Annotated in this window: 21 protein-coding genes; 9 read left to right on the forward strand and 12 right to left on the reverse strand. The window is 71.5% G+C overall.

Annotation, left to right across the window (positions count from 1 at the left end; all coding sequences use genetic code 11):
- The first annotated feature begins 137 nt into the window (after positions 1 to 137).
- A complete protein-coding gene (locus tag KR546_RS01705) occupies positions 138 to 1,562 on the forward strand; it encodes an RNB domain-containing ribonuclease (RefSeq protein WP_238442958.1) in 1,425 nt (474 codons plus the stop codon).
- A 46-nt stretch (positions 1,563 to 1,608) separates the two neighbouring features.
- Here KR546_RS01705 and KR546_RS01710 read toward each other — a convergent pair whose 3' ends face one another.
- The 6 genes from KR546_RS01710 to dnaK all read right to left on the reverse strand — a co-directional run bounded on the left by KR546_RS01710 (position 1,609) and on the right by dnaK (position 8,038).
- Positions 1,609 to 2,796 carry an LCP family protein gene (locus KR546_RS01710; protein ID WP_238442993.1) on the reverse strand — a complete coding sequence of 396 codons (1,188 nt, stop codon included), beginning with the start codon at positions 2,794 to 2,796 and terminating at the stop codon, positions 1,609 to 1,611.
- A gap of 197 nt (positions 2,797 to 2,993) precedes the next feature.
- Positions 2,994 to 3,515, reverse strand: a complete 522-nt coding sequence (locus KR546_RS18920; protein WP_274387400.1) for a heat shock protein transcriptional repressor HspR — start codon at positions 3,513 to 3,515, stop codon at positions 2,994 to 2,996.
- A 100-nt stretch (positions 3,516 to 3,615) separates the two neighbouring features.
- Complete coding sequence (gene dnaJ / locus KR546_RS01720; RefSeq protein WP_238442959.1) at positions 3,616 to 4,791, reverse strand: molecular chaperone DnaJ; 1,176 nt, start codon at positions 4,789 to 4,791, stop codon at positions 3,616 to 3,618.
- A 96-nt stretch (positions 4,792 to 4,887) separates the two neighbouring features.
- On the reverse strand, positions 4,888 to 5,415 hold the full coding sequence (locus KR546_RS01725) for a nucleotide exchange factor GrpE (RefSeq protein ID WP_238442960.1): 528 nt from the start codon (positions 5,413 to 5,415) through the stop codon (positions 4,888 to 4,890).
- A gap of 236 nt (positions 5,416 to 5,651) precedes the next feature.
- A complete protein-coding gene (locus tag KR546_RS01730; RefSeq protein WP_238442961.1) occupies positions 5,652 to 6,101 on the reverse strand; it encodes an Hsp20/alpha crystallin family protein in 450 nt (149 codons plus the stop codon).
- An 80-nt stretch (positions 6,102 to 6,181) separates the two neighbouring features.
- On the reverse strand, positions 6,182 to 8,038 hold the full coding sequence (dnaK, locus tag KR546_RS01735; protein WP_238442962.1) for a molecular chaperone DnaK: 1,857 nt from the start codon (positions 8,036 to 8,038) through the stop codon (positions 6,182 to 6,184).
- 280 nt (positions 8,039 to 8,318) lie between these two features.
- On the opposite strand from dnaK, the gene KR546_RS01740 reads away from it, so the two are divergent.
- From KR546_RS01740 to KR546_RS01755, 4 genes are all read left to right on the forward strand, one after another.
- The gene (locus KR546_RS01740; protein ID WP_238442963.1) at positions 8,319 to 8,483 is read left to right on the forward strand and encodes a hypothetical protein; all 165 of its coding nucleotides are present in this window, start codon (positions 8,319 to 8,321) and stop codon (positions 8,481 to 8,483) included.
- A 360-nt stretch (positions 8,484 to 8,843) separates the two neighbouring features.
- Positions 8,844 to 10,889, forward strand: coding sequence for an FG-GAP repeat domain-containing protein (locus KR546_RS01745; protein ID WP_238442964.1), 2,046 nt, complete (start codon positions 8,844 to 8,846; stop codon positions 10,887 to 10,889).
- A 38-nt stretch (positions 10,890 to 10,927) separates the two neighbouring features.
- Positions 10,928 to 11,773, forward strand: coding sequence for a hypothetical protein (locus KR546_RS01750; protein ID WP_238442965.1), 846 nt, complete (start codon positions 10,928 to 10,930; stop codon positions 11,771 to 11,773).
- Positions 11,770 to 13,542, forward strand: a complete 1,773-nt coding sequence (locus KR546_RS01755) for an FG-GAP-like repeat-containing protein (protein ID WP_238442966.1) — start codon at positions 11,770 to 11,772, stop codon at positions 13,540 to 13,542. The genes KR546_RS01750 and KR546_RS01755 overlap by 4 nt, the downstream gene beginning before the upstream one ends.
- Before the next feature lie 49 nt (positions 13,543 to 13,591).
- On the opposite strand, the gene KR546_RS01760 is transcribed toward KR546_RS01755, so the two are convergent.
- The 3 genes from KR546_RS01760 to KR546_RS01770 all read right to left on the reverse strand — a co-directional run bounded on the left by KR546_RS01760 (position 13,592) and on the right by KR546_RS01770 (position 16,905).
- A complete protein-coding gene (locus KR546_RS01760) occupies positions 13,592 to 14,641 on the reverse strand; it encodes a glycosyltransferase family 2 protein (RefSeq protein ID WP_238442967.1) in 1,050 nt (349 codons plus the stop codon).
- 165 nt (positions 14,642 to 14,806) lie between these two features.
- Positions 14,807 to 16,288, reverse strand: coding sequence for a hypothetical protein (locus tag KR546_RS01765; protein ID WP_238442968.1), 1,482 nt, complete (start codon positions 16,286 to 16,288; stop codon positions 14,807 to 14,809).
- Entirely contained in the window at positions 16,282 to 16,905 is a 624-nt protein-coding gene (locus KR546_RS01770; RefSeq protein WP_238442969.1) for a hypothetical protein, read from the reverse strand. Before KR546_RS01770 ends, KR546_RS01765 begins: the two co-directional genes overlap by 7 nt.
- Before the next feature lie 270 nt (positions 16,906 to 17,175).
- Between KR546_RS01770 and KR546_RS01775 the strand changes: the two genes are divergently transcribed.
- The gene (locus KR546_RS01775) at positions 17,176 to 18,195 is read left to right on the forward strand and encodes a glycosyltransferase family 2 protein (protein ID WP_238442970.1); all 1,020 of its coding nucleotides are present in this window, start codon (positions 17,176 to 17,178) and stop codon (positions 18,193 to 18,195) included.
- A gap of 13 nt (positions 18,196 to 18,208) precedes the next feature.
- The gene (locus KR546_RS01780; protein WP_238442971.1) at positions 18,209 to 19,486 is read left to right on the forward strand and encodes a glycosyltransferase family 2 protein; all 1,278 of its coding nucleotides are present in this window, start codon (positions 18,209 to 18,211) and stop codon (positions 19,484 to 19,486) included.
- A 9-nt stretch (positions 19,487 to 19,495) separates the two neighbouring features.
- On the opposite strand, the gene KR546_RS01785 is transcribed toward KR546_RS01780, so the two are convergent.
- The 3 genes from KR546_RS01785 to KR546_RS01795 all read right to left on the reverse strand — a co-directional run bounded on the left by KR546_RS01785 (position 19,496) and on the right by KR546_RS01795 (position 22,873).
- Positions 19,496 to 20,599: a class I SAM-dependent methyltransferase gene (locus tag KR546_RS01785; protein WP_238442972.1), complete on the reverse strand. Its 1,104-nt coding sequence runs from the start codon at positions 20,597 to 20,599 to the stop codon at positions 19,496 to 19,498.
- Between the two features lies 1 nt (position 20,600).
- Positions 20,601 to 22,127: a glycosyltransferase family 28 protein gene (locus tag KR546_RS01790; protein WP_238442973.1), complete on the reverse strand. Its 1,527-nt coding sequence runs from the start codon at positions 22,125 to 22,127 to the stop codon at positions 20,601 to 20,603.
- A 131-nt stretch (positions 22,128 to 22,258) separates the two neighbouring features.
- Positions 22,259 to 22,873: a DUF192 domain-containing protein gene (locus tag KR546_RS01795; protein WP_238442974.1), complete on the reverse strand. Its 615-nt coding sequence runs from the start codon at positions 22,871 to 22,873 to the stop codon at positions 22,259 to 22,261.
- 109 nt (positions 22,874 to 22,982) lie between these two features.
- Between KR546_RS01795 and KR546_RS01800 the strand changes: the two genes are divergently transcribed.
- Together KR546_RS01800 and KR546_RS01805 are read left to right on the forward strand one after the other, a co-directional pair.
- Complete coding sequence (locus KR546_RS01800; RefSeq protein WP_238442975.1) at positions 22,983 to 23,492, forward strand: glycine cleavage system transcriptional repressor; 510 nt, start codon at positions 22,983 to 22,985, stop codon at positions 23,490 to 23,492.
- Between the two features lie 112 nt (positions 23,493 to 23,604).
- Positions 23,605 to 25,767, forward strand: a complete 2,163-nt coding sequence (locus KR546_RS01805) for a (Fe-S)-binding protein (RefSeq protein ID WP_238442976.1) — start codon at positions 23,605 to 23,607, stop codon at positions 25,765 to 25,767.
- Positions 25,768 to 25,771 lie beyond the last annotated feature (4 nt).

The following is a 25,771-nucleotide window of genomic DNA, read 5'->3' on the forward strand; positions in this document are numbered from 1 at the left end:
ACCCCCGGCGAGCGTGACCGACCGTTGCGGACTGTCGCACTGATCCATCACGCTCGGCGGGGCAGGATCGACGGGGGAGCCGCGGGCGGCCGGGTGGCCACCGGTGCCGGTGCCTGCGCGTCCTATGCTGCGCCGACATGCCTCGCAGACCGCTCGTCCTCACCACGTCCGCGGCCGACCTGGCCGACGTCTTCGCCGCGATCCGCACGCGGCTCGACGTCCCGGGACCGTTCCCGGACCCCGCCCTGGCCGACGCCGAAGCGGCGGCGACCGATCCGCCCCGGCCCCCCGACGACCTGCGCGACCTGCCGCTGGTGACGATCGACCCGCCCGAGTCCCGCGACCTCGACCAGGCCCTCCACCTCGCCCGACGCGACGAGGGCTTCCGCATCCACTACGCCATCGCCGACGTGCCCGCGTTCGTCCGACCCGGCTCGGACCTCGACGACGAGGTCCGCCGTCGCGGGGTCACGCACTACGGGCCCGACCACCACAGTCCCCTGCACCCGCCCGCCCTGGGCGAGGACGCGGCGAGCCTGCTCCCCGACGGGGACCGCCCCGCGATCGTGTGGCGACTGGACCTCGACGGCGCCGGGGTGCTGGTGGCGACGAGCGTGCGACGGGCACTCGTGCGCAGCCGGGCCAAGCTGTCCTACGAGCAGGTCCAGGCCGAGCTCGACGCGGGCACGGCTGGGGACATGCTCTCGCTGCTGCCGCTGGTCGGCGCGACGCGACGCGACGTCGAGCGCGACCGCGGCGGCATCGCGCTGCCGATCCCCGACCAGGAGATCGAGCGCGTCGGGGACCGCTACCGGCTGGAGTTCCGCCGCTCCCGACCCGTCGAGGAGGACAACGCGCAACTGTCCCTGCTGACCGGGATGGCGGCGGCCGGGATCATGCGCGCCGGGCGGGTCGGGATCCAGCGCACCCTCCCTCCGGCGGACGACCGGACCCACCGCCGACTGCGGGCAGCGGCTGCCGCGCTGGACCTGGACTGGCCCGGCCAGACGTCGTTCCCGGACCTCGTCCGCGACCTCGACCCGGCGGTCGCGACCCACGCCGCGTTCCTCGACGAGGCCACCGTGTCGTTCCGCGGCGCTGGCTACCGCGCCTTCGACGGCTCACGACCGTCGGACGCGGAGCATGCGGGCATCGCGGCCGACTACGCCCACGTCACCGCACCGCTGCGTCGCCTGGTCGACCGCTGGGGCTTGGCCTGCTGTGTCGCGCTGGACGCCGGCGAGGAGGTCCCCGAGTGGGTCCGGGCCTCGCTGTACGACCTGCCCGAGATCATGGCCGAGACCACGCGGCGCGCCTCGGCCTACGAGCGCGCCACGGTCGACGTCGTCGAGGCGGCCCTGTTGTCGGACCGGGTGGGCCAGGTCTTCTCCGCCACGGTCGTCGACGTCGACGAGGACGGGGACCGCGGGCTGGTGCTGGTCCCCGAGCCGGCCGTGCGGGCGCGCGTGCACGGCCAGGGCCTCGAGCCGGGCACCCGGATCGACGTCCGGGTCGCGGAGGCCGACGTCGCGGCCGGCCGGGTGGTCCTGGAACGCGCCTGAGTTCGTTCGCCTCCACCCGCGATCGCATCGCTCGGGCGCGCCGGCCTCAGGGCAGGAAGTCGCCGTCGGCGCCCGACGAGGACGTCGGGTCCTCGCTCGTCGACCCGACGGGCTCGGACGCACCGTCGGACGGAACCGTGACCGGGCCGGACGAGCCGAAGCCGTCCAGGTCACCCTCGACGTCGTCGTTGGTCTCGGCCGCGTCGTCGCTGAGCACGTCGTCCGGGAACGGGGTGTGGAAGCGGATGGCGTCGAAGACGTCCTCGGCCCCGTCGTCGAGCCGCTCGTAGTAGAGGCCGTCCGAGCTGAAGGCGACCACCGGCACGATCGCGGACTCGATCTGCTCGGGCTCGATGGACCGGAACACGTCCGCGAGCCCGTACATCTGGCCGAGGGTCAGCCCGTCGTCGACGACGACCGAGCGCGACGCCACGCCGACCAGGGCACGCAGCTTGGCGGGGTTCGCCAGGGTTCCGGCGGTCAGCACCTCGCCCAGTGCCTGGCGCAGGAAGTACTGCTGGCGGGCCGCTCGACCGAGCGTGCCGGCCCCGAACGAGTCACTGACCTTGCGGGCACGCACGAACCGGCCGGCGTCGATGCCGTCCAGGACGCTGCAGCCCTCGTCGATCGTCCCGACCGTCGGGTCGTCCATGGGCTCGTCGAGGCACACCTCGACCCCACCGACCGCGTCGGTCAGGGTCACCAGGCCGGCGAGGTCGACCTCGACGTAGTGGTCGAGGTCGTCACCGACCAGCTCCTCGACCGCCTCGACCAGGGCGTTGGCACCGTCGAGCGGGTGCAGGGCATTGATCTTCTGCAGCCCGTGGTCCTCGGTCTCCACCGCGATGTCGCGGGGGAAGGCGAGCATCCGCACGGCCTGGGTCTGGGGGAGGTACTGCACCCACAGGATCGTGTCGGTCAGCGCACCACCGTGGTCGAAGGCCTCCATCTCGGCCATCTGGTCGTGGGTCAGACCCTCGCGCGAGTCCACGCCGACCAGCAGGATGTCCTGGACCTCGGTGACCTCGGGGACGTCACTGGGCACCGTGGTTGGCAGCGGGCCATCGGCCACGGGCTGCTCGGCGACCGGGACTGCCTCGTCGGGGTGGTCGGTCGAGCCCAGCGCCGTCAGCGCCATGTCCGGGATCAGCAGGCTGGCCGTGCGCGTCACCACGTCGGCGCTGGCTGCACCCAGCGCCAGCAGGCCGGCGAGGCCGGCGACGACGATGCGCATCACGGTGGTGACTTCGACGAGAAGGGAGGGCGAGGCGACGACACCGCGTGGCTGTCCGCCCCGGCGCACGGAGACCCGTGCTGGAGCCAGAAGTGTACGTCAGGCAAGGGTGCCGGCCAAACCTCGCCGACCAGCCGGTCGGCCGGTGGCCACCGGGGGCGACACGCTCGTCACGACGTCCGGACGAGGCCGCGTGATCAGCGAGCGCCGGCCCGCTGGCGCGGCGGACGCCGGCGCATCGTGGGATGCACCTCGACCTCGCGGGCCGACACCGGCACGACGTCGTGGCGGGGCGCCGGCGGCTCCTGGCCCTGGACGCGGGCCGCCAGGGTCCGCACCATCTCCTCGAGCTCGCGGTTCTTGCGTCGCGCCTCCTCGAGCTTCTCGCCCAGGTCCAGCACCACCCGGACCCCCGCGAGGTTGAGCCCCTCGTCCTGGGTCAGGTGACGGATGAACCGGAGCCGGTCGATGTCGCGCTGGGCGTAGCGACGCGTGTTGCCGGCCGTGCGGGCGGGCTCGATCAGGCCCTCGCGCTCGTAGGAGCGCAGGGTCTGGGGATGCATGTCCGCGAGCTCGGCCGCGACCGAGATCACGAAGACCGGCTCGTCGTAGTCGGGACCGCGCTGGCCGAACCCGCCGGACGGGCGCGCCGGGGCCACCGACGACGAGGACTCGTCGGCCGGCGTCCCCTGGGAATCGATGTACTCCTGGGTCGCCATGGTGGCTCCTTCGCGTCGTGCGCGGGCGGTGGTCGGGTCGTGCGGTGGTGGCGGCTGGGTCGTGACGGGGGGACGGGGGCGTGGTGGATCGGGACGGTGGTCAGGTCGGTGCGCCACGACCGAGGCGTGCGTCGCGGGTGCTGGTGTCGTCCAACTGGTGCAACTGCTCGAGCAGGTCGGTCTGTTCCCGGGTGAGCTCCTCGGGCACCTCGACGTCGACGGTGACGAGCAGGTCACCATGGCCGCTCTTCCTGCCCCCGCGCGGTGCACCCTGCCCACGGATGCGGAACGTGCGCCCGGACGCGGTGCCCGCCGGGATCCGGATGGTGCGCTGCTCGTCCTGCGGCGTCGGCACGGTCAGCTTGGTGCCCAGGGCGGCCTCGGCGAAGGTCAGCGGGACGCGCAGGGTGACGTCGTCACCGCGGCGGCCGAACAGGTCGTCGGGCTCGACCTCGACGGTGACGAGGACGTCGCCGGCCGGTCCCCCGTTGCTCCCGGGACCACCACGCCCGGCGACGCGGATCACCGCGCCGTCACGGACACCGGCGGGGATCCGGACGGTCAGCTCGCGGGGCTTGACGACCCGTCCGGTGCCACTGCAGGTGGCGCACGGGTCGGCGATGACCTGGCCGTTGCCCCCGCAGGTGCCACAGGGCTGGGCGAACGAGAACGGCCCCTGGTCGACCGTGACCTGGCCACTGCCGTGGCAGGTCGGGCAGGTGGTGGGGCTGGTCCCGGGGGCCGCGCCGGAGCCGTGGCAGGTGTCGCAGGGTCCGTCGCCGTTGATGCGCAGCCGGGTCCGGGCCCCGGCCAAGGCGTCACCGAACGAGACCTGGACCGTCGCCTCGAAGTCACGGCCCTTCTGGCGACGCTGCCGGCGGGGCGCACCACCGAACCCACCCATGCCGGACGGGAAGCCGCCCTCGGCGCGTCCCTGCTGGAACAGGCCCTGGAGCAGGTCGTTGAGGTCGCCGGCACCCCCGCCGAACCCACCGGCCCCGGGACGGCCCGCCCCGCCGAGGCCACCCAGGCCCGCGGCACCGAGGCGGCGGAGCTCGTCGTACTCGGTGCGCGTGTCGGCGTCACCCACGACGGCGTAGGCCTCGCCGACCTCCTTGAACTTCTGCTCGGCGTTGGGGTCGTCGGGGTTGGAGTCGGGGTGGTGGGCCCGCGCGAGCTTGCGGTAGGCCTTCTTGATCGTGTCCTGGTCGGCGTCCTCCGACACGCCGAGGACGGCGTAGTAGTCGGTGTCGAGCCACTCGCGCTTCGGGGTCATCGGTCACCTCGCCTTCGGGTGTCGGGGATGGTCGTGGGGAAGGTCAGGAACGGCGTGCGCCGGCCACGGGCCGGCACGTCCGCGACGTGGGCGTGGTCACTGGGCGACCGCCACCATGGCGGCGCGCAGGACCCGGGGTCCCAGCACGTAGCCCGGTCGCAGGACCTCGGCCACGACCGGCTCGCCACCCGGCTCCACGATCCCGTCGCCGGGGACCTGCTGGACGGCCTCGTGGCGGTTGGGGTCGAACGGCGCCCCCCGGTCGTCGACCCGTTCGAGGCCGACCTCGCCGAGGGCCTTCATGAGCTTGTCGCGCACCAGGGAGATGCCGGTCAGGACGGGGTCGTCCACGTCGTCGGCGATCGAGGCGATCGTGCGGTCGAAGTCATCGAGCACCTCCAGGATCCGGCCGGCGACGTCGGCATGGCCGGCGACCCGCTGGGCCTGGCCCTGGACCTGCATCCGCTTGCGGAAGTTCTCGAACTCGGCCTGCTTGCGCTGGAGCGACTCGAGGTAGTCGTCGCGGCTGCGCTCGGTGGCGTCGAGCGCGGCCAGGAGCTGACCGGGGGTGCGGGCATCATCGTCGGCCAGCCGGTCCCAGTCCGGGACGGTCTCGTCGGCCACGACCGGATCCGGGTGGTTGCCGCCGTCGGGATCGTCCGTGTCCTGGTCGGCCCGCGGCGCGGGACGATCGGCGTCGGCCGGCTGGGGGTCGACCGGTCGGTCGTCGTCGGTGTGGGCCGGGATGGCGTCGTGGGCCGGGGTCGATCGGCGCGTGGTGATCGCTCACGGCCGGCCGGTCGGGGCGAACCCGACCGGCCGGCGTGGAGCGCGGCGTGCGCCGTGACGTGTGCGACGGTTCAGGCCTCGATCGCGATGCGACGGGGCTTGGCCTCCTCGGCCTTCGGCACGCGGATGGTGAGCACACCGTCGCGGTAGCGAGCGGACACGGCGGTGCCGTCGACCCGGTCGGGCAGGCGGACCGCGCGGTGGTAGCGGCCGAAGCGACGCTCGACCCGACGGAACTCGTCGGTCTCGACGTCGTCGTAGAAGCTGCGCTCACCGGCGATGGTCAGCACGTTCTCCTCGAGGGTGATCTCGACGTCGTCGGCGTCGACGCCCGGCAGCTCCACGTAGAGCGTGTACTCGTCGGCGTGCTCGCGGACGTCCAGGGCCGGCGAGAACGCACCGGCGGTGGCCGGGGCGTCACGGTCGCCGCCCTGCAGCCCCGCGACCTCGCGGAACATGCGCTCGACCTCGTCGTGGAGGCCGGCGGTGCGGAAGGGATCGAAGCGGGTGATGGTTGCCATGGTGTTCCTCCTCCCCGGATGCGGGTCTGGGTCGTGCGTGGGTGGGGCCGGTCGGCCCCACCGGGGGGTGGTGACCGCGGTCAGCCCGCGGACTCCTGGTCGTCGCCCTCGTCGATGATCTCGGCGTCGACCACGTCGGCGTCGTCGCCCATCGGGGCGTCGTCACCGGCGGCACCGTCGGCGGGCGGCGTCGTCGACTGGGCGTTGTCGGCGGAGTAGATGGCCTGCGCCAGCTGCTGGGACGTGCTGGCCAACTGCTCCATCTTCTCCTTGACCGCGTCGTCGTCGTCACCGTCGAGGGCGGCCTTGAGGTCGCTGTTGGCCTGCTCGATCTCGGCCCGCAGCGACTCGTCGACCTTGTCGCCGTGCTCGGACAGCGTCTTGGTGGTCTGGTGGACCAGCGTGTCGGCCTGGTTGCGAAGCTCGACCGACTCGCGGCGCTTGGCGTCCTCGGCGGCGTGGGACTCGGCGTCCTTGATCATCTGCTCGATGTCGTCCTTGGGCAGCGCCGAGCCACCGGTGATGGTCATCGACTGCTCCTTGCCGGTGCCCAGGTCCTTGGCGTTGACGTGGACGATGCCGTTGGCGTCGATGTCGAAGGTGACCTCGATCTGGGGCATGCCACGCGGCGCCGGGGGGATGCCGGTCAGGTTGAACTTGCCGAGCAGCTTGTTGTCCGAGCTGAACTCGCGCTCGCCCTGCAGCACCTTGATCTCGACCTCGGGCTGGTTGTCGTCCGCGGTCGTGAACACCTCGGAGCGCTTGGTCGGGATGGTCGTGTTGCGCTCGATCAGCTTGTGGGTCACCCCGCCCTTGGTCTCGATGCCCAGGCTCAGCGGCGTGACGTCCAGCAGGAGCACGTCCTTGACGTCGCCCTTGAGCACCCCGGCCTGCAGCGCGGCACCGATGGCCACGACCTCGTCGGGGTTGACGCCCTGGTGCGGCTCCTTGCCGTGGGTCAGGTCCTTCACCAGGTCCTTGACCGCGGGGATGCGGGTCGAGCCACCGACCAGGATCACGTGGTCGAGGCCCTCGACGTCGATGCCGGCGTCCTTGATGGTCTGGACGAACGGGCCCTTGAGCTTGTCGAGCAGGTCGGAGGTCAGCTCGTTGAACTTCGCCCGGGTGAGGGTCTCCTCGAAGTGCAGCGGACCGGCGTCGGTGGCGGTCAGGAACGGCAGGTTGATGGAGGTCTGCTGCGACGACGACAGCTCGATCTTGGCCTTCTCGGCGGCCTCCTTGAGCCGCTGCAGGGCCATCTTGTCGCTGGACAGGTCGACCCCGTTGTTGTCCTTGAGGGCCTTGAGCATCCAGTCGATCAGGACCTGGTCCCAGTCGTCACCGCCCAGCTGGCTGTCGCCGTGGGTGGCCTTGACCTCGAACACGCCCTCGGAGATCTCCAGCACGGAGACGTCGAAGGTGCCGCCGCCGAGGTCGAAGACGAGGATCGTCTGGTCGTCCTCCTTCTCCAGCCCGTAGGCCAGCGCGGCCGCGGTCGGTTCGGCGACCAGGCGCAGCACGTCCAGTCCCGCGATCTCGCCGGCCTCCTTGGTGGCCTGACGCTGGGCGTCGTCGAAGTAGGCGGGGATCGTGATGACGGCCTCGGTGACGTCCTCGCCCAGGTAGGCCTCGGCATCACGCTTGAGCTTCATCAGGATGCGGGCGGAGATCTCCTGGGCGGTGTAGGTCTTGCCCTCGGCCTCGGCCTTGTAGTCCTGGCCCATGTGGCGCTTGACCGACCGGATCGTGTTGTCGGCGTTGGTGACGGCCTGGCGCTTGGCGACCTCGCCGACGAGCACCTCGCCGTTCTTGAACGCCACGACCGACGGCGTCGTGCGTGATCCTTCGGCGTTGGCGATGACTTCGCCCTCGCCACCTTCCAGGACGGCCACCACGGAGTTCGTGGTGCCGAGGTCGATTCCGACTGCTCGTGCCATGATCGTGATCCTCTCGGACGCGCTGTGGGGAAACCTTGGGGTGCGGGCGACGCCGCTCGACCCCCACTGTACGTCGGCTCGCCTCCATCTCAAACCTGCGGACACCCTGCGCAACAGAAAACTTGCGCGTACATCACGCAGATAATCGCCAACCCCGTGGCGATGCAGATCCCGTTGCACCGCGATGCGCGTCACCCGACGCCATCCGGGCCCGGGCGACACCGGCCGTGCCATCGTCCTAGGATGGCCCCAGGCCGGACGAACGACCCCGGAGGCGAACATGGCACCGTGGCAGTGGATCGTCCTGGCCTTCCTGGTCGTGGTCCCGCTGACCCTGATGGTCGACTTCTGGGGTCGCGAGCGGCTCAGCTCGCGCGGACGACCCGGCCGCCGGCCGTGGCGTCCCCAGCCGCGCCCCGCGCCGGACCCCGACGACCACCACTGACCATCGGCTGCGGTTGCACCCGCCCCGGTTCCCGTGCGTCCCTCGCACGCAGCGTCGGTCGAGGTCGGCTCCTCCGCGGCCCTGCGTGGCCGGATGGCCGATCGGACGGGCCGACACGCCCGATCGCGGCGGTGGTGTTGCTCAACTCGTCAACGACGGCGGGCCACCTGCGTCGACTTGGGTCCACGTATGAGCACAAGGCCATCTGAATCACACTGATGGCATACAGGTGACAGGCGCCACTTCACTTGACTTTGCAACTCAGCGGCACCAAACTTCCGGGGCACGTCGTCACCCCGGCCCCGGGTCACCCCGGGTTGCCGGACCCGTGCCTCGTTCCCCGTCACTCGGATGCCCATCGTGCGTTTGCTCCGTCCCCTGGCCGCCGCCGCCCTGGTCGCCGTGGTCGCCGTACCGGCCGTCGCACAGGAGTCCGAGCCGACCACCTCTCCGGCCCCCGGTGACGCCGACGCCGCGCACCCGGACCTGCGCGAGGCCGTCGCCGTCGCCGCGGTCGAGGACGGACGACTTCCGCTGGACCTCGAGACGGACGAGTCCTGCCCGGTCGAGGCCGTCGAGCTGACGTTCGAGGCGGTCCCCGTCGACGAGTTCGAGGTGGGTGGCTACGTCGAGCCGCTCATCGAGCCGACCGAGGCCGAGGCCGATCGCGCCACCGGGATCGCGCGCTGCGCCCAGGACTCGCCCGCGATCGCCGGGTTCGACGCCTTCCTCGACGACGACGGTTGGACCGTCCACTTCGTCTCGCCGCTGGTCGAGCAGGACGAGCACGCCGACCATGCGGACGACGACACGCAGGACGACGGCGCCAAGCGGGTCGAGTCCCTCGCGACGACCGAGGACCTGGACACGTCCGACACGCTGGCGGCCGAAGGCCTGCTGGACGGCTCGTCCGCCATCACCAGTTCGTCCAGCGCCTCCAGCAGTGCCGCGCCCCCGGTCCCCAGCTGGCCCAGCGGGATGCCGAGCTCGGCCGAGGCCCTGTCCGGCTCCGACCCCCAGGACACCTGTGACCCGGACGAGGAGCCGGGTGCGCTGGCCCTCGCCGACCTGCTGACCCGGACCTACGGCACCACCAGGTACGGGATCTCGCGTGACTGCTCGGTCGGCGGTCGCTCGGAGCACAAGGAGGGCCGCGCGGTCGACTGGATGCTCAACTCCTACGACAGCGGCGAGCGCGCCATCGGCGACACCTTCACGTCGTGGGTCCTGGGTGACGACCCGTGGGGCAACGACCACGCCGGCATGCGGCGCATGGGCATCATGTACATGATCTGGAACCGCGAGAGCATCTACTCGTGGGCCGTCGAGGACGGCTGGCGGGACTACACCGGCTCGAGCCCGCACACCGACCACGTGCACTTCTCGATGACCTGGCCGGGCGCACGCTGCCAGACCAGCTTCTGGGAGGCCACGGACTGCACGGGCGACGTCGGGCGAGGCGGCGGTGGTGGCGGTGGCGACGACACCGTCGCCGGCCAGGCCATCGACCAGGTCGGGGCCACGCACTCCGGGATCGACGCCGACTTCGACGGCGACGGCCACGGCGACGTCCTGTGGTACGGCCCCGGTTCCGACTACGACACCATCTGGTACGGGCGCGACAGCGCCTTCGACGTGTCCGCACGTCTCGAGGTCAACGGCACCTACTACCCGATCGCCGGGGACTTCGACGGGGACGGTCGCGACGACATCGTCTGGTACGGCCCGGGCACGGCACCCGACTACCGCTGGAACGGCACGCGCACGCGTGGGCGGTTCGACACCTCGTCACGAGTCGAGGTCAACGGCGACTACATGCCACTGGTCGGGGACTTCAACGGCAACGGCGTCGACGACATCTTCTGGTACGGGCCGGGCTCGATGCCCGACTACATCTGGTTCGGCTACCCGACCGGGTTCCGGCCGGGTCCCAGCGTCAACGTCAAGGGCACGTATCGCCCGGCCGTCGCCGACTTCAGCGGCAACGGACGCGACGACATCCTCTGGTACGGGCCGGGCGGCGGCTACGACGAGGTCTGGCTCGGCCGTGGCGACTACCGCTTCCAGCGTGCCGCTCCGGTCGACATCCGCCTGGACGGCCGCCCCGTCACGGGCGACTTCGATGGCGACGGCAACGACGACGTGTTCATCTACGGGCCGGGGTCGCGTGCCGACGCCTGGTTCCGGGGCGCGGACAACGGGACCCTGCGTGGCGCGATCTCCGAGCCGATCGCCGGCAGTTCCTACCGTCCGTTCGCCGGCGACTTCGACGACGACGGGCGCCACGACATCTTCTGGTACGGGCCCAACGGCGCGGCCGACTGGATCTACTACGGCCGGTCCGGTGGCTTCGCCCCCGCATCCACGACCGTGCGTGGTGACTACGTCCCGGTGTCGGGTGACTGACCCCATCGCCACCGACCGCCGACCGGAGCCGTGCACCGATGCCTGACCACCGGCACGCCGCCCGGCTCCTCGTCGTCGTCGTCGTGGCGTCCCTGGCGGGCTGCGCCTCCCCGGCGACCGCTCCCGGGACGGCCCTGGCGCCCGCCCCGCCCGCACCCACCCTCCCCGAGCAACTGCCGGAGGCCGACGACGGGATCGTCCTGCCCTCGCCGTCCCCGGCCGCCGAGGGATCGGTGCCCGAGCCATCGACCAGCCCCGACCCCGTGGCCGAGGTGGCGGGCTACACCGGAGACGACTGGGCCGAGCTGCTGGACGGCGAGGTGACCGTCCTGGCGGAATCGGTGACGGTCCGGGACGGCACCGTCCAGGGACTGGTCCGCAACGGCCGGTCGGGGCCGGTGGGTCCCGTCACCGTGTCGGCAGCCGGGGTGACGGCCACGGTGTCGCTCCCGGTGCTGCGATCTGGCGAGCCGGCGCCGTTCCTGCTCGAGGTGGCGGACCTCGCCGACGACGCGGACGTCGAGGTCGCTGTCGAGGCAGCGGACGCGTCCGGCGAGCCTGCCCGTGGTCTCCGCCTCGGCACCTTCTGGCAGCGTGGGGTCAGCGACCCCGAGCAGGTCGACACCTACCTGTACACCGATCCGGAAACCGGCCCCCACCCCGCCGTGGCCCTGGGCTCGGCCCGGGCCGCCGAGGCGGTCGAGGGACTGGTGGTCGCCGCCGCCTGGATCGACGCCGACGGCCGGGTCCTGGCGGTCGACCCCACCGCCGAGCTGCAGGCCGGCGACCTGGGGCCCGGTGCCACCGTGGACTTCCTGGTGGCCGCGTCCGGTCCGGCCGCGCTCGATGACGCCCGCCTGGTCCTGTGGGCGAGCGGATCATGACCAGCCCGAGGTCGTCCCTGCGTGCGCTGGGCCCGGTCGCGCTCGTCCTCGCGGCCGTGGTGGCGTTGCTGCCCGCGGCGCCCGCGGCCGCCGACCAGACCTTCGGCGACGGGCCGCTGGACGTCGTCCTCGACGCGGCTGCCACCTACCACGACGACTGCGCGACGCCCGCGAACCGCCTGACCGTGGGCGAGCTCGCGGCCCTGGTGCTCGCCCCGTCCTTCCCCGAGACCGGCGCCCCCACCACGCAGGCGCCCGCCCCCATGACGCTGAGCCGGTGGGACGACCAGTCGGCGCTGTACTCCTACGGCGACCGGACCTCCTGGCAGAAGGCCTTCTGGCATCCGGGGATCGGGGCCTGGGCCTGGGACGACGCCTCGCTGCAGGGGTTCTCGGCCTCGGACCGCATCGACGCGTCGTTCATCGCGGACTTCACCACCGCGTTCATCGCGCGACGCTGGTGCACCAGCCCCAGCTTCTCGACCGTGTGGGCACCCTGGTACGCCTGTCGGAACAACACCTGCAAGACCATCTACGACCAGCTCGTGGACGGCTCGGGACGGCTGGTCGGCGTGGACGTCGACTCGTCCGTGGCCCGGCGTGGCGGGATGGAGGCCCACACCTGCACGCTGGGGACGAGCTCGACCTTCCGGTGCTGGTACGTCGACCCGGCCCGGGCACAGGGCTACCGCGGGTTCGCCGTGGCCGCGTTCGGCCCGTCGCCGGTCACCGCCCCGTTCCTGGGCTGGCGCGACTCCCAGCGCGAGCATCGCCACTGGCTGCGCGGCGACACCGGGTACTCCCGGGACATCCGGGCGTCGCTGCCGCTGGGCCGCAACTCGCGCAACGGCGACCTGGCCTGGGCCACGGGCTCCGAGCTGTGCGACCTGACCCGCGGCGTCGGACGATGCGACCCGCTCCCACCCCCCGGCATGGACCTCGAGGTCACGGCCGTGTCGGGCGGCTACGTCCCGCTCTCCGGTGACTTCGACGGCGACGGCGCCGACGACGTCCTGTGGTACGGACCGGGATCGGACGACGACGCCCTGTGGCGGGGCGACTCGGGGGACTTCACCTACGTCCCCATCGACGTCGTGGGCACCTACGACCCACGGGTCGGGGACTTCGACGGTGACGGTCGCGACGACGTGTTCTGGTACGGACCCGGATCCGACCCCGACTGGCTGTGGTACGGCACCAGCACCGGATTCGCCTCGGTGGCCACCTCGGTCGTCGGCACGTACGACCCGGTCGTCGGGGACTTCGACGCGGACGGGGCCGACGACGTCCTGTGGTACGCCCCGGGTGGCGGACGCGACTACGTCTGGCCCGGACGATCCGGACGACGCTTCGCCAGCCACGTCCGCGTGACCGTCGGTGGTGACTTCGTCCCGCTGCCCGGTGACTTCGACGGCGACGGCCACGGCGACGTGTTCTGGTACGGGCCGGGCGACGACCCGGACGGACTGTGGTACGGCCGGGGACGAGGATCCTTCGCGGACCGGGACATCTCGGTGCGCGGCACCTACGAGCCGACGACCGGCGACCTCGACGCCGACGGACGGACCGACGTGCTGTGGAACGCACCGGGCTCCGCCGTCGACCCGTTGTGGCTGGGCCGTGCCGACGGGTTCACCGAGCCCCAGCCCCGGCCCCGCATCACGTCGCGGTACCGCGTGTTCACCGGGGACTTCGACGGCAGCGGGGGCGACGACGTCTTCTTCCACCGGCCCGGGTCCGACTACGACGCCGTCTGGTGGCACCGCTGAGCCGACCGGCCGAGGGACGGCACGCCTGGCCGGCCCACGCGTCGTGTCGTCAGCCCGTGGGCCCGACACGCTCCCGCACGGGAGGCAGGTCGGCCTCGTCCCGGGCGATCGCGCGGTCGGCGGCAGGGACCTTCATCGCGGGGTCGAAGGGGCGCCCGACCTGGTCGTACTGGAGGTGCTTCTGACGCTCGAGCGTCTCCTCGAGGAGGATCCGGTTCGTGCGTTGCAGGTCCGCCAGCACCAGCAGTGCCAGGCACACGAAGGACGCCACCAGCATCGACGAGCCGAAGATCAGCGACTGGACGTGCCCACCGGACTCCTCCAGGAAGAACAACAACCCGAACCGCACGAACGGGATCAGGCCGAGCAGGCCGAAGATCGTGCCGAGCGTGAACAGCAGGACGTAGGGCCGGAACATCAGGTAGCTGCGCACGATCGCGATGCCCGACTTGAACATGTGGTGCCAGATGTTCTTGAACAGCCGGGACTCGCGGGTCTTGGGGTTGGTCTCGATCTCGATGCTGGCGATGCGCATCCGGCGGTTGCCGGCCTGGATGATCGTCTCCATGCAGTAGCTGAACTGCGTGACGATGTTGAGTCGCATCAGCGCGGCACGCGAGTAGGCCCGGAACCCGCTGGCGGCGTCGGGCAGGTCGGTGCGCGCCGCACGGTTGACGACCCGGCTGCCGACCCGCTGCATCAGCTTCTTGAACCCCGAGAAGTGCGCGATCGTCGCGGTCTGGCGATCGCCGATCACGATGTCGGCGGTGCCCTCGATGATCGGGCGGACCAGGTCCGGGATCCGGTCCTGCGGGTACTGGTTGTCACCGTCGGTGTTGACGACGATGTCGGCGCCACGCGCGAGGGCATGGTCGATGCCGTCCCGGAACGACCGCGCCAGCCCCATGTTGCGGACGTGGTGGACCACGTGGTCGGCGCCGTGCTCGAACGCGACCTCGACGGTCCGGTCGCTGGAGCCGTCGTCGATGACGACGACCTCGATCTCGTCGATGCCGTCGATCTGTCGGGGGATCGTCCCCAGCACCTGCGGGAGCGTGGCCTCCTCGTTCAGGCAGGGAACCTGGACGACCAGCTTCATCTCGAACCTCGTGGACGGGCCGATGTCGGGACCGTGGCCCGCGGAGCCGGCGTGGCCGAGTCGGACCCTCGGGGAGCACGTGGGTCGAGGGTACTGGCCACCGGGCCGACGACCCGCCTGGTGCGGTCGGTCGGCGCGAGTCCGCCCGGTCGCACCCCGGTCGGCTCAGGCAGTGACCTTCGAGACGTCCCGGGGCGCGGGGTCGAGGTCGCCACGCTCGTCGTCGGCGGGCGCGCCCCGTTCGGCCGACACCGCCACCATCACGAACAGCACCGCGAGCGGGACGACCTGCAGCACGATGCGGTTCATGGAGTCGTAGGGGCCGGCGCGGAAGGCGCCCTCGCGGAGGTAGGCCAGCAGGAAGGCCATCGGCAGGAACGCCGACACCGGGAAGCGGAGGATGGATCGGTGGGGGAACGGCGGACGCACCAGCGCCCACACGACGAGCGCAACCGTGGTGACGATCGCCAGTCCCCACAGGCCGTCCCCGAGCACGAAGTTGGTCCACTCGGCGACGGCACTGTCGCGCAGGACGTCGTCGTCCGCGACCGCGTAGATGCCCAGCGCCACCCACAGGCCCGCCTCGGCGATCCACACCAGCAGTCGCGAGGAACGGCGCACCCAACCCGCACCGAGGACGGGCGCCACGACCACCAGCACCAGGCCGAGCACGGCGAGGTACTGCACCTCGGACTCGACCGGCAGGTCGATGCGACCGAGCAGGGTGGCCAGGAGCGCCTGTTCGAGCAGGATCGTCACGCCGGCCGTCAGCGCCAGCAGCCGCCGCACCCGCAGGTCGATGGCCGGCGTCAGCAGCACCGGGACCAGCACGAGCGCGACCAGCAGGGGGGCCTCCTCCCGGGACAGCAGCGCGCCCACCACCCCGGCCAGCATCATCACGACCAGGCCGACCCGGGGTGGCGCGACCTCCAGGGCGAGCAGCCAGGCCGCCCCCGTGGCCATCAGCGCGAAGGCCGCGAACAACAGGTGGCCGTTGATATAGAAGCTGTGCCAGAGGTACCCGTAGTTGGACACCAGCAACCCGATGCCGAGCACCCCGGCGACCGGTGCGGCGCGACGCACCGTGGTCACCCGCGGGAGCCCGACCTGCAGCACCCAGTACAGCGTCGCCAGGGTCGACAGCGAGGTCAGCGGGATCAGTGAGCGCAGGTAGAACCCGTCCCCGAGGAACGCATAGGTGTTGAGCAGGCTCGCACTGCTGAGCCGCTTCATGAACAGGTTCTCCGACAGCGAGGCGATGTCGCCCTGGGCGATCACGGAGGTGGCCACGAGGTAGCGGATCGAGTCGTAGTGGTAGCGGACCAGGTTGGCCTCCCAGGCCACCACGACGACGCCTGCCACGGCGACCACGGTGACCGCCACGACGAGCGGGTCGAACGGGACGGCGCGCCCGGACCGGCGGCCGAACAGCCACGCGAGCGCCGCCACGGCGGTGACCAGCGCCAACGGGAAGAGCGCGCTGGTCGGGATCCGCAGCACGGCCTGGACGTGGATCACGGCCACGTGGACGGCCAGGCCCACCAGCCAGCCCAGCGGCAGGACCGCCCAGCCCGACCAGCCGACCGCCTGCAGCAGCAGGACCCCCGTGGCGAGCAGCAGCAGGACGACGGCGAGCTCGATCACCATCCGCGCACCTCGCCGCGGGTCTCGGCGGGCAGGAGCGAGGCATCCACCACGTGCATGGTCGGGCGCCCGTCGGCCTCCGTGGTGGTCATGATCCACAGTTCGTCGACGTCGTCGCTGCCCAGGTACAGACGCCAGCGGTGGCCGGGCTTGCCGTCCGCCTCGCCGGTCGGGTCGGTCCAGATCGTCCCGGTGCGCGACATGTGGTCGGTGCCGTCCAGCTGGGCCACCACGGACTCCGCGACGGACGGGTCGAGGTCGCGGTCGAACGTCAACGAGCTCGGTCGGACGAAGCCCACCAGCCGATCCCGGTACTTCCCCCCGACGTCGAGCTCGTCGACCTCGCCCAGGACGTGGACGTCGGCGCCCTCCGCCACCGGCTCGAGTGCCATGAACACGTTGTGGGTCTGTTCGACGTTCTCCAGACGCTCGCCGAGCTCGACGATGTCGGCCGTGTCGGCGCGCTCGGTCACCTGCCAGTTCGCGTCCGGCTCCCGCAGGAACGACGCCCCACGATCGACCAGCGGCAGGGTCGCGAGGTTGCCGACGACCACCAGAGCCACCACGCCGTACCGGGTGCCGAGGCGGCGGCGGGCCCGCACGGACCTGGATTCGCTCACGGATGACCCCGGTGGAGGCGACGAACACGACACGACCGGCCGGGGACGACGAGTGCCCGGCACGGGCGGGAGCGTAGCAGCGACGCTGTCGGGCCCCGAGGGGAGGCGTCGCCCTGCCCGAGCGGGTGCACCGCCGGCCATGGATCGCCTGCTGACAGCCGATAAGGTTGGACGCTGCTGCCGGTCGTGCGGGTGTCGGACGTCCACACCGGTGTCGCCGCACGCATCCGTGCCCGTCGTGGCCCCTCCCCGATCACCACGAAGTGACCCATGACCTCCAACGACCCCTCCGGCTCCGGGGCAACGTCGCCTCCCCCCGCGTCCGCGCCGGACCTGTCCGTGGTGATCCCGGTGCACGACGCCGGCTCGACCATCGAGCACCTGGCCCAGACCCTGCTGGCAACCGACGGGCTGCGGGTGCAGGTCGTGCTGGTCGACGATGCCTCCACGGACGACACGGCGGAGGTCCTGCGCGACCTCGCCTCGCGCGAGGACGCCGTGGTCGCGCTGTTCCACGACACCAACGCCGGTGCCGGGGTCGCCCGCAACACCGGCTTCGACGTCGCGGAGGGTCGCTACACGCTGTTCTTCGACGCCGACGACATCGTCCACCCCGCCGCCCTGGGCGCTGCGGTGCGCGCGCTCGACGACACGGGCGCCGACCTCGTGGTCCTGCCCTACGACTACCGGCGTGGGGACCAGCCCGACCGCACGGGCATGAACACCTTCGACCACGAGACCTGGGCCCTCTACGTCGGCACGACCCGACGACGGGTCGGCACGCTGGCCACCTTCCCACGACTGCTGGGGTTCTCCAACTACCCCTGGAACAAGGTGCTCCGCACCGAGACCTACCGACGGGCGGGCCTGCGCTTCGGAACCACCCCGGTCCACAACGACATCCTGGGCCACTGGTACACCCTGCTGTTCGCCGACTCGATCGTGCTGCTGGACGAGAAGGTCTGCACCCACGTCGTGGAGTCGTCGGGCACCAACATCAGCAACGACCGGTCCGAGGCCAGGCTGACCCTGTTCGCCGCGCTCGACGAGACCTACGACCTGCTCGAGGCCCATCCTGACCTGCGGCGCCGCTACGCACACCACTACTGGAGCCTCGTCGTGCGGGTCAGCGACTGGGCCAGCGGCCGCCTGGACTCGGGCCATCGGGTGCGCTTCGACGCCCTGTTGCAGGACCACCTGCTGCGGATCGACCTGGGCGACTACACGCGGATCCGCTGCAAGCACGACCCCGCACTGGCCGACTCCATCCTCTCCAGGGCCTTGACCTGAAGGACGCCCCCGCATGGCTCGTCTCTCCGTGATCGTCACCAGCTACAACATCGAGGGCTACCTCGAGGACTGTCTCGACACGATCGTCGGCCAGTCCCTCGACGACCTCGAGATCATCGTCGTCGACGACGGGTCGTCGGACGGTTCCCCCGGGGTCATCACCGACTACGCCGCCCGAGACCCCCGGATCGTGCCGGTGCTGCTCGAGGAGAACTCGGTCGGCGGTGTCGCGACGGCGGCCAACGCCGGGCTGGACCGGGCGACCGGTGACTACGTCGGGTTCGCCGACGGTGACGACCTGTACGACCCCGAGATGTTCGGCAAGCTGCTGCAGGCCGCCGTCGAGGCCGACGCCGACCTCGCGATGTGCAAGTACGCCCTGCTGGACGACACCGACGGCTCGACGGCCGAGGCCCCCGAGAAACGCCAGTGGGAACAGCTGGCCGGACGGGTCCACCGCCTCGACCGCGAGACGACCCGACAGTTCCTGTCCTTCATCGCGGTGCCGTGGCGCAAGATCTATCGTCGGTCCATGCTCGACGACGCGGCCATCCGCTTCCCCGTGGGCGACTACTTCTACGAGGACAACCCGTTCCACTGGTTCACCGTGCTGACCGCCGAGTCCCTGGTCGTCGTCCCCGAGGTGCTGTGCTACCACCGCGTCGAGCGGGTGGGCCAGACCCGGGCCACGGTGGACGCGCGGCTGCTGAGGATCTTCCAGCACCACGACACCATCCACCAGTGGCTCGTCGACCACGACGTCGAGGAGCAGTACCGCACGACCCTGCTGGGCTGGGCCATCTCGCAGATGGGCTGGATCTCTCGCCAGACACCGCCTGACCTGCGTCGCGAACTGTTCGACATCCTTCGCGGGGTCTTCGCCCAGTACGACCAGGCGACCGTGGACCAGGCCTTCCAGGAGCGCTCGACCGGCGGGTTGTCCCGTGCGCTCGTCAAGGCGGTGCGCGAGGACAACGTCGCGTCGTTCAACCGGATCCTGGACACGGGGAGCGCCACGACCGACCCGCTGGAGAGCGCCCGCTACCACCTGAAGTACTCCGGGGCGGGCAAGACCGCGAAGCTGGCCGGGCGCTTCGCGTGGCAGCGTGCCCGCCGCGTGGCACGTCGGGCCGTCCGCGCGGGTCGCAACCTCGGCAAGGACGGAGCTCCGGCATCCTCGACGGGGCCAACGGAGCGCGACGTCCTGTTCGGACTGGCCGTCCTCGAGCAGCGCCTCCGGGCGATCGAGGAACGGCTCGACGACGACCGGGCGACGGACCCTCCGGCCTGACCGCCCCGGTCAGGACAACGTCCCGTCCCGGGTGAGGATGGCGGTCTGCTTGGTGTCGGGCTCGACCACCAACGACAGTTCGGGATGCTCCCCCAACCACCGGTCGACCAACGCCTGCTCATGCTCACGTGCGTAGTCGTCCAGCACGATCGTGGCGCCCGCTGCGAGCCGGTTCCACGACAACGGGACGGCCGGGTAGCGCGACTGGGCCTGCAGCCCCCCGGGCGGACCGTCGACGAACAGCAGGTCGATCGGGCCGTCCGGCAGTGCCGCCGGGTCGTACCACTGCCACGACTCGTCGCCGATCTGGACGTCGACCAGGGGCGCATGGCGCAGGTCGACGAGGTCGGCCACGCCCCAGTCGTCGACCAGCGCACGGGTGAGCCCCAGGTAGTGCTCGTCGTGCTCCAACGACACGATCCGGCCGTGGCCGACGTGGCGCAGTGCGAGCGCCAACAGGACAGTGCTGTCGCCGCCCCCCACCTCGAGGACGGTCGTGGGCCGGCGATCCACGACCAGCCGCACCATCGTGTGCAGCAGGTCCGCCGTGGCTGCCCACGGGCGGGTCTTGGGGAGTCCTCGTCCGGGCTGCAGGTCCTCGTAGAGCGCGAGCACGCCCTGCACCTGGCGCACGACGCCCGCCCCGAGCTTGCGGTGCTCGATCTCGAGGTCGTGCTCCAGCTCGGCGACCCGACGGTCGAGGGTCTCACGCTGACCGTCGATGCTGGCCCGGACCGCGTCCTGGCCGTCGGCGATCATGCGCTGCTGTTCGTCGCGCGCCTCGGCCATCAGCTCGCGGTGCTGGGCCATCAGGGCCTCGCGCCCCGCCTCCTGGAGCAACAGCAGCCGCTCGGCGTGCTCGGGAGGTGACTCGATGTCGGCCAGGGCGCGCTCCGTGCGCTTCAGCGCGTCAAGCAGGCGGCCGGTCCCGACCTTGCGGGTGAGCCGACGCAGCAGGAAGACGACCAGCAACTGCAGCACCGCGACGACGCCGATGGCCAGCAGCAGCATGAGCTCGTACTCGCCCAGCAACCACAGCACGAGTGCGACCACTACGAAGGCGCCGAACGCGAGCGGGGCGACCGTTCGCAGGCGGATCTTGGACAGGTTCATCTCAGTCCCACTCCCAGGTTGCCAGTTCGTCGATCCAGTCCGGCGAGGTGGTCGCGACGGCCCGCACCGGGCCGAGGCAGGCGTCCAGCACCTCGGCCCGGCGAGCGAGGTAGGCCTCGTAGTCCTGCACGGTGTCCAGCGAGGCCCACTCGTCGGGGCCCATCACGCGGACCTGCGCGACCCCGACCCGGCGCAGCGAGCGGCCGTCACCACCGTTGACCAGCACGAACACGGTGTGACGTCGTTCGGACGGGACCCGGTCCTCGAGGACCCGGCACAGCTCCTCGAGGGTCGCGTCGTCGACGTGCAGTGCCGACACCAGCGACAGCCCGGGCAGGAACGCCGACAGGACGGGGCGGCCGGGCCGGAGGCTTCCCGGTGGCTGCGGGTCGTCGGGTCGACGGTCGAGCAGGGCGACGAGGTGGTCGGCGAAGGCGGCCGCGCCGTCGCGCTTGAACAGGGTCCGGCTGGCGGCTCGACTGCCCGCCGCCAGGACGGGGTCCAGCAGCCGGGTCAGCTTGTCGGGCACGTCGGGATCGCCCAGCCGCTCGGCGTGCAGGCCGGCACCGATCAGCTCGGGGACCCGCGACCGGGCCGGCTGGTCGTCCAGCGTGTCGGAGTCGCGGGGCACGAACAGCCCGGGGACGCCGCTCTGCAACACCTCGTGGAAGGAGTTGTAGCCGGTGGTGGAGATCACGCCATCGAACGCCTGGAGGTACCTGGCCATCGGGTAGACCCGGCGGCGCACGGTCGTGACGCCCTCGGCCACCGGGCGACTGGGCTCGAGGTTGTCGTCGTGCAGGACGTGGATGGGCGCGAACAGCTGGATCGGTGCCGTGCTCCCGCGGTCCTGCAGGATGCCGGCGACCCGGCCGATCATGCCCTCGATCCGCTCGGCGTCGGGCCCGGTCACCTGCATGAGGATCGCGAGGCTGTCGCGCTCGAGGCCCAGGGCGTCCCGTGCCTCGTCGCGATCCAGGTACTCCGAGGGGTGCACCAGGGTGATCGGGGGGACCGCCGTGACCCTGGCGCGATGGCTGGCGCTCGCACCACGATCGAGCGGGCTGGTGACGTCCAGCGGCTCGACGATCGAGTCGAACACGCCCGGACCCTCGTTGGCGTTGCCGAGGTTGCGTCCGGGCTTCCACATGCCGCGTCGCGACCAGACCAGCGTGGTGTCGCCGATCACCGGCTGCAGGGGTGCGGCGAGCTTCGGCGCAGCGACGTGGTCGACGACCACGGCGGCGGCGGCCGTCGCCGCGAGGCCGTCGAGGATCCACGGCGCCATCGCGTCCACCCACTCGAACTGGGCGACGCCGAGCTTGTCCTTGGACGGCAGGTACTCCCGTGGGATGCCGTCGGCGGCCAGCACGGGGTAGCCCTCGGACATCGTGATGAACACCGGCGTGAACCGGCCACGGGCCCGACGCGCGATGGCGTACAGCCGCGTGATGTGGCCCATCCCGTGGCCGTTGTCGGTGATGAACGCGACGACGGGCGTGGGCGGGGTGGTGGTGACCGACGTCAAGCGCGTGTGCCCGGTTCGCGGAAGGAGGACGGCCCCCAGCCTAGTTCTCACGGACTGCGTCGTCGGCGCGGGGCCTCGCCGTCAGGCGCCAGCCGACCGAGCCGCCCCGGACGGCAGCCGTGCGGCGTCCGTCAGGAGCCGTCGGCCCGGTCCCGCATGACGCGGTCGCCCACCTCGACGGCGTTGTCGGCGAGCCAGCCCGCCCGGACCTCCAGGGCAGTCCGGTACTCCCCGGACGGCTCCCAGGTCTCGCACGGGTCGGACGTGCACGGCTGCATCGTGGCGACGTCGACGATCCGACCGGTGTCGTCGATCCACGCGATGTCGAGCTCGGTCAGCGTCCCCTTCATCCAGAACGCCCCGTCCTGGTCCTCGTCGTACACGAACAGCATCCCGACGTCGTCCGGGACGGCCGGGACCTCCATCAGGCCGTGTCGTCGCCGCTCCGGGGTCTCGGCCAGCAGCACGTCGACGGCGACCAGGTCCGCCCCGTCGCCGGGGTCGACCACCACCCTGGCCGTCGGCCAGTCGTCGACCGAGTCGTGCAGGGGCGGGACCGAGACCGCCTCGTTCGGCGCAGCGGTGTCGCCGACCTGGCCCTCGTCGGCCACCAACGGTTCGGTCGGTGACGGGCTGACCGGGCTGCCGAACACCCCACCGTCACACGCCGACAGCCCGAGCACGACGGCAAGCCCCGTGGCGGCGAGGGCCAGGGAGCGGGTGGGGCGGAGCGCGGAACGGGTCATTGCCCGGTGAGCGTACGCCCTGGCGGGTCCTGCGGCCCCGTGCGCTCGTCGACCCGCGCACTAGGCTGGGACCCGTCCGACCGCCCCCGGCCCGTTGTGAGAGCCCGCCATGGCCGACGTCGCCGTCACCGCCCTCGGCACGGACCGCCCCGGCATCGTCGCGGCCATCGCCGAGGTGCTGCGCGACCACGGCAGCAACGTCTCCGAGGCCACGATGACGACCCTGGCCGGTCACGTCGCCGTCGTCTTCCAGGTCCGGACACCCGACACGCCCGAAGCGCTGCAGGCCGACCTGGACACGGCCACGGCCCCGCTGGGCATCTCGGTCAGCGTCGCGCCCGCCTCCGGTCGCGGACCCACCCCGCCCGCCACCCACCTGCTCAGCGTGTACGGACCGGACCAGCCCGGCCTGCTGGCCGAGGTGACCCGCGCCGTCGCGGACAGCGGCGCCACCATCATCGGCTTCGACAGCCAGGTGCTGGCCGACGAGGAGCCCTCGACCTGGGCGATGTCGGCCGAGGTCGTCGCACCGCGTGAGCCCGGCCGGCTGGGCGGCGACCTCGACGACGCCTGCGAACGCCTCGGCCTCGACCACGGCCTCACCGAACTGGGCGGCTGACGACGTCGTCCCACCGGTCCGACGACCGCCGACCGGGCCGCTACTAGACTCCCGCAGGCGTCGGCCTGCAGCCGGCCGCGGGCCCACCCGGACATCGAAAGGCCAGGCGAGGATGGACTCCGAACCACTGCTGGTGATCCTTCGCATCGTTGCGGGACTGGTGGTGATCGGGGTCGGTGGGGCCCTCGCACTGCGCCGCGGCCAGGAGCTGTACGAGCTGACCCGGGCCGCCGCGCCCGCGCCGGAGCGCAGCATCCGCAACGCCTTCTCGGCCAACGTCCGCAACGCGGTCACCAACATCTTCGGCAACCGCAAGCTGTTGCGCTGGTCACTGCCCGGCGTCGCCCACTTCTGGGTGATGTGGGCCTTCTTCGTCCTCCAGACCACCCTGCTCGAGGCGGCCGGCGAACTGTTCGTCGGTCCCAGCTTCCAACTCCCGTTCCTGGCATCGATCCAGGTCGCGGGGATCAGCGCCTACGACGTCCTGGGCTTCCTCCAGGACGCGTTCGGTGTCCTGTCGGTGCTGGGCATCGCGATCTTCGCCGTCATCCGCTGGTCGCAGGACCCCCGCCGGACCGGGCGCTCCTCGCGCTTCGCCGGGTCGAACCTGCGCCAGGGCTGGTGGGTGCTGGCCGCGGAGTTCCTGGTCATCTGGACCATCTGGACCGCCCACGGCATCCGCTTCGCCGAGGACCACGCCCCCACCCAGGCCGCCTTCGTCTCGTCGGCCTTCGGCGACGCCCTGGCCGGCATCGACCCGACCACGCTCGAGTGGGTCGCCGCGGTCAACCTCGTCGTCCACCTCGCCATCGTCCTGTGGTTCCTCAACTTCACGCTGCGGTCCAAGCACCTCCACATCCTCACCATCCCCTTCCAGGAACTGTCCCGCGACCCCGAGCGCGACAAGGCCCTGGGCAAGCTGTCGACGACCCCGATCGACATGGAGGCGATGGACGAGGACACCGTGCTGGGCGTCGGCGCGGTCGAGCAGTTCACGTTCGACAAGTTCCTGGACTTCATGACCTGCACCGAGTGCGGCCGCTGCCAGAGCCAGTGCCCGGCGTGGAACACCGGCAAGCCGCTGAGCCCGAAGATGCTGGTCATGGACCTGCGGGACCACATGTACGACAAGGGCGACTGGCTGCTGGGACGGGAGTCCGACGAGGAGGCCGGTGACCTGCTGTCGCTGCCGTTGGTGTCGGACAGCCCCGGTGGCGAGGGCGTCATCGACTACGACGTGCTGTGGTCGTGCACGACCTGTGGGGCGTGTGTGGAGGAGTGCCCGGTCGACATCCAGCACGTCGACACGATCATGGACATGCGTCGCTACAAGGCGATGATGGAGTCGTCGTTCCCGCAGGAGGCGGGGGTGATGCTGCGCAACGTCGAGAACTCGGGCGACCCGTGGGGGGTCGGCCAGGCCCGGCGCGAGGACTGGACCGACGGCCTCGACTTCGACATCCCGCGGGCCGTGCCCGGCACGACCCTGGACGACGACGTCACCCACCTGCTGTGGGTCGGCTGCTCGGGCTCGGTCGACGACCGCTCCAAGAAGATCACCGTCGCGACCGCCGAGCTGCTCCACGACGCCGGCGTGTCCTTCGCGATCCTGGGCAACAACGAGACCTGCACGGGCGATCCGGCCCGGCGACTGGGGATGGAGTACATCTTCCAGATGCTGGCCGAGGCCAACGTCGAGAACCTGAAGTCGGTCGGGGCCGACAAGAAGACGATCATCACCCGGTGCGCGCACTGCTTCAACGCCATCAAGAACGAGTACCCCGACTTCGACGGCCACTTCGAGGTCGTCCACCACAGCCAGCTGCTGGCACGCCTCGTGGAGGAGGGACGGCTGGAGGGCACCGAGACGCTCGACCAGCGCGTGACCTACCACGACCCCTGCTACCTCGGCCGGCACAACGAGGTCTATGACGAGCCGCGGGCCGTCGTCGCGGCCGTGCCGGGGATCGACGCCGTCGAGATGGAGCGCTCGCGGGCCAGTGGGTTCTGCTGTGGGGCTGGTGGCGCGCGGATGTACATGGAGGAGGACATCGGCGAGCGGGTGAATGTCAACCGGGTCAAGGAGGTCATCGACACCGGTGCCGACATCGTCGCGACCGGGTGCCCGTTCTGCGTCACCATGCTGACCGACGGCATCGCCGACCAGGTCCAGGACGGCGTCATCCCCGACGGCTCCCTGGAGGTCCTCGACATCGCCGAGGTCCTCTCCCGCGGCCGCCGCCGCCTCCCCCTCGTCACCGCCGACCCCGACTGACCCC

Source organism: Salsipaludibacter albus, from assembly GCF_019798055.1.
Lineage (GTDB): Bacteria > Actinomycetota > Nitriliruptoria > Nitriliruptorales > Nitriliruptoraceae > Salsipaludibacter > Salsipaludibacter albus.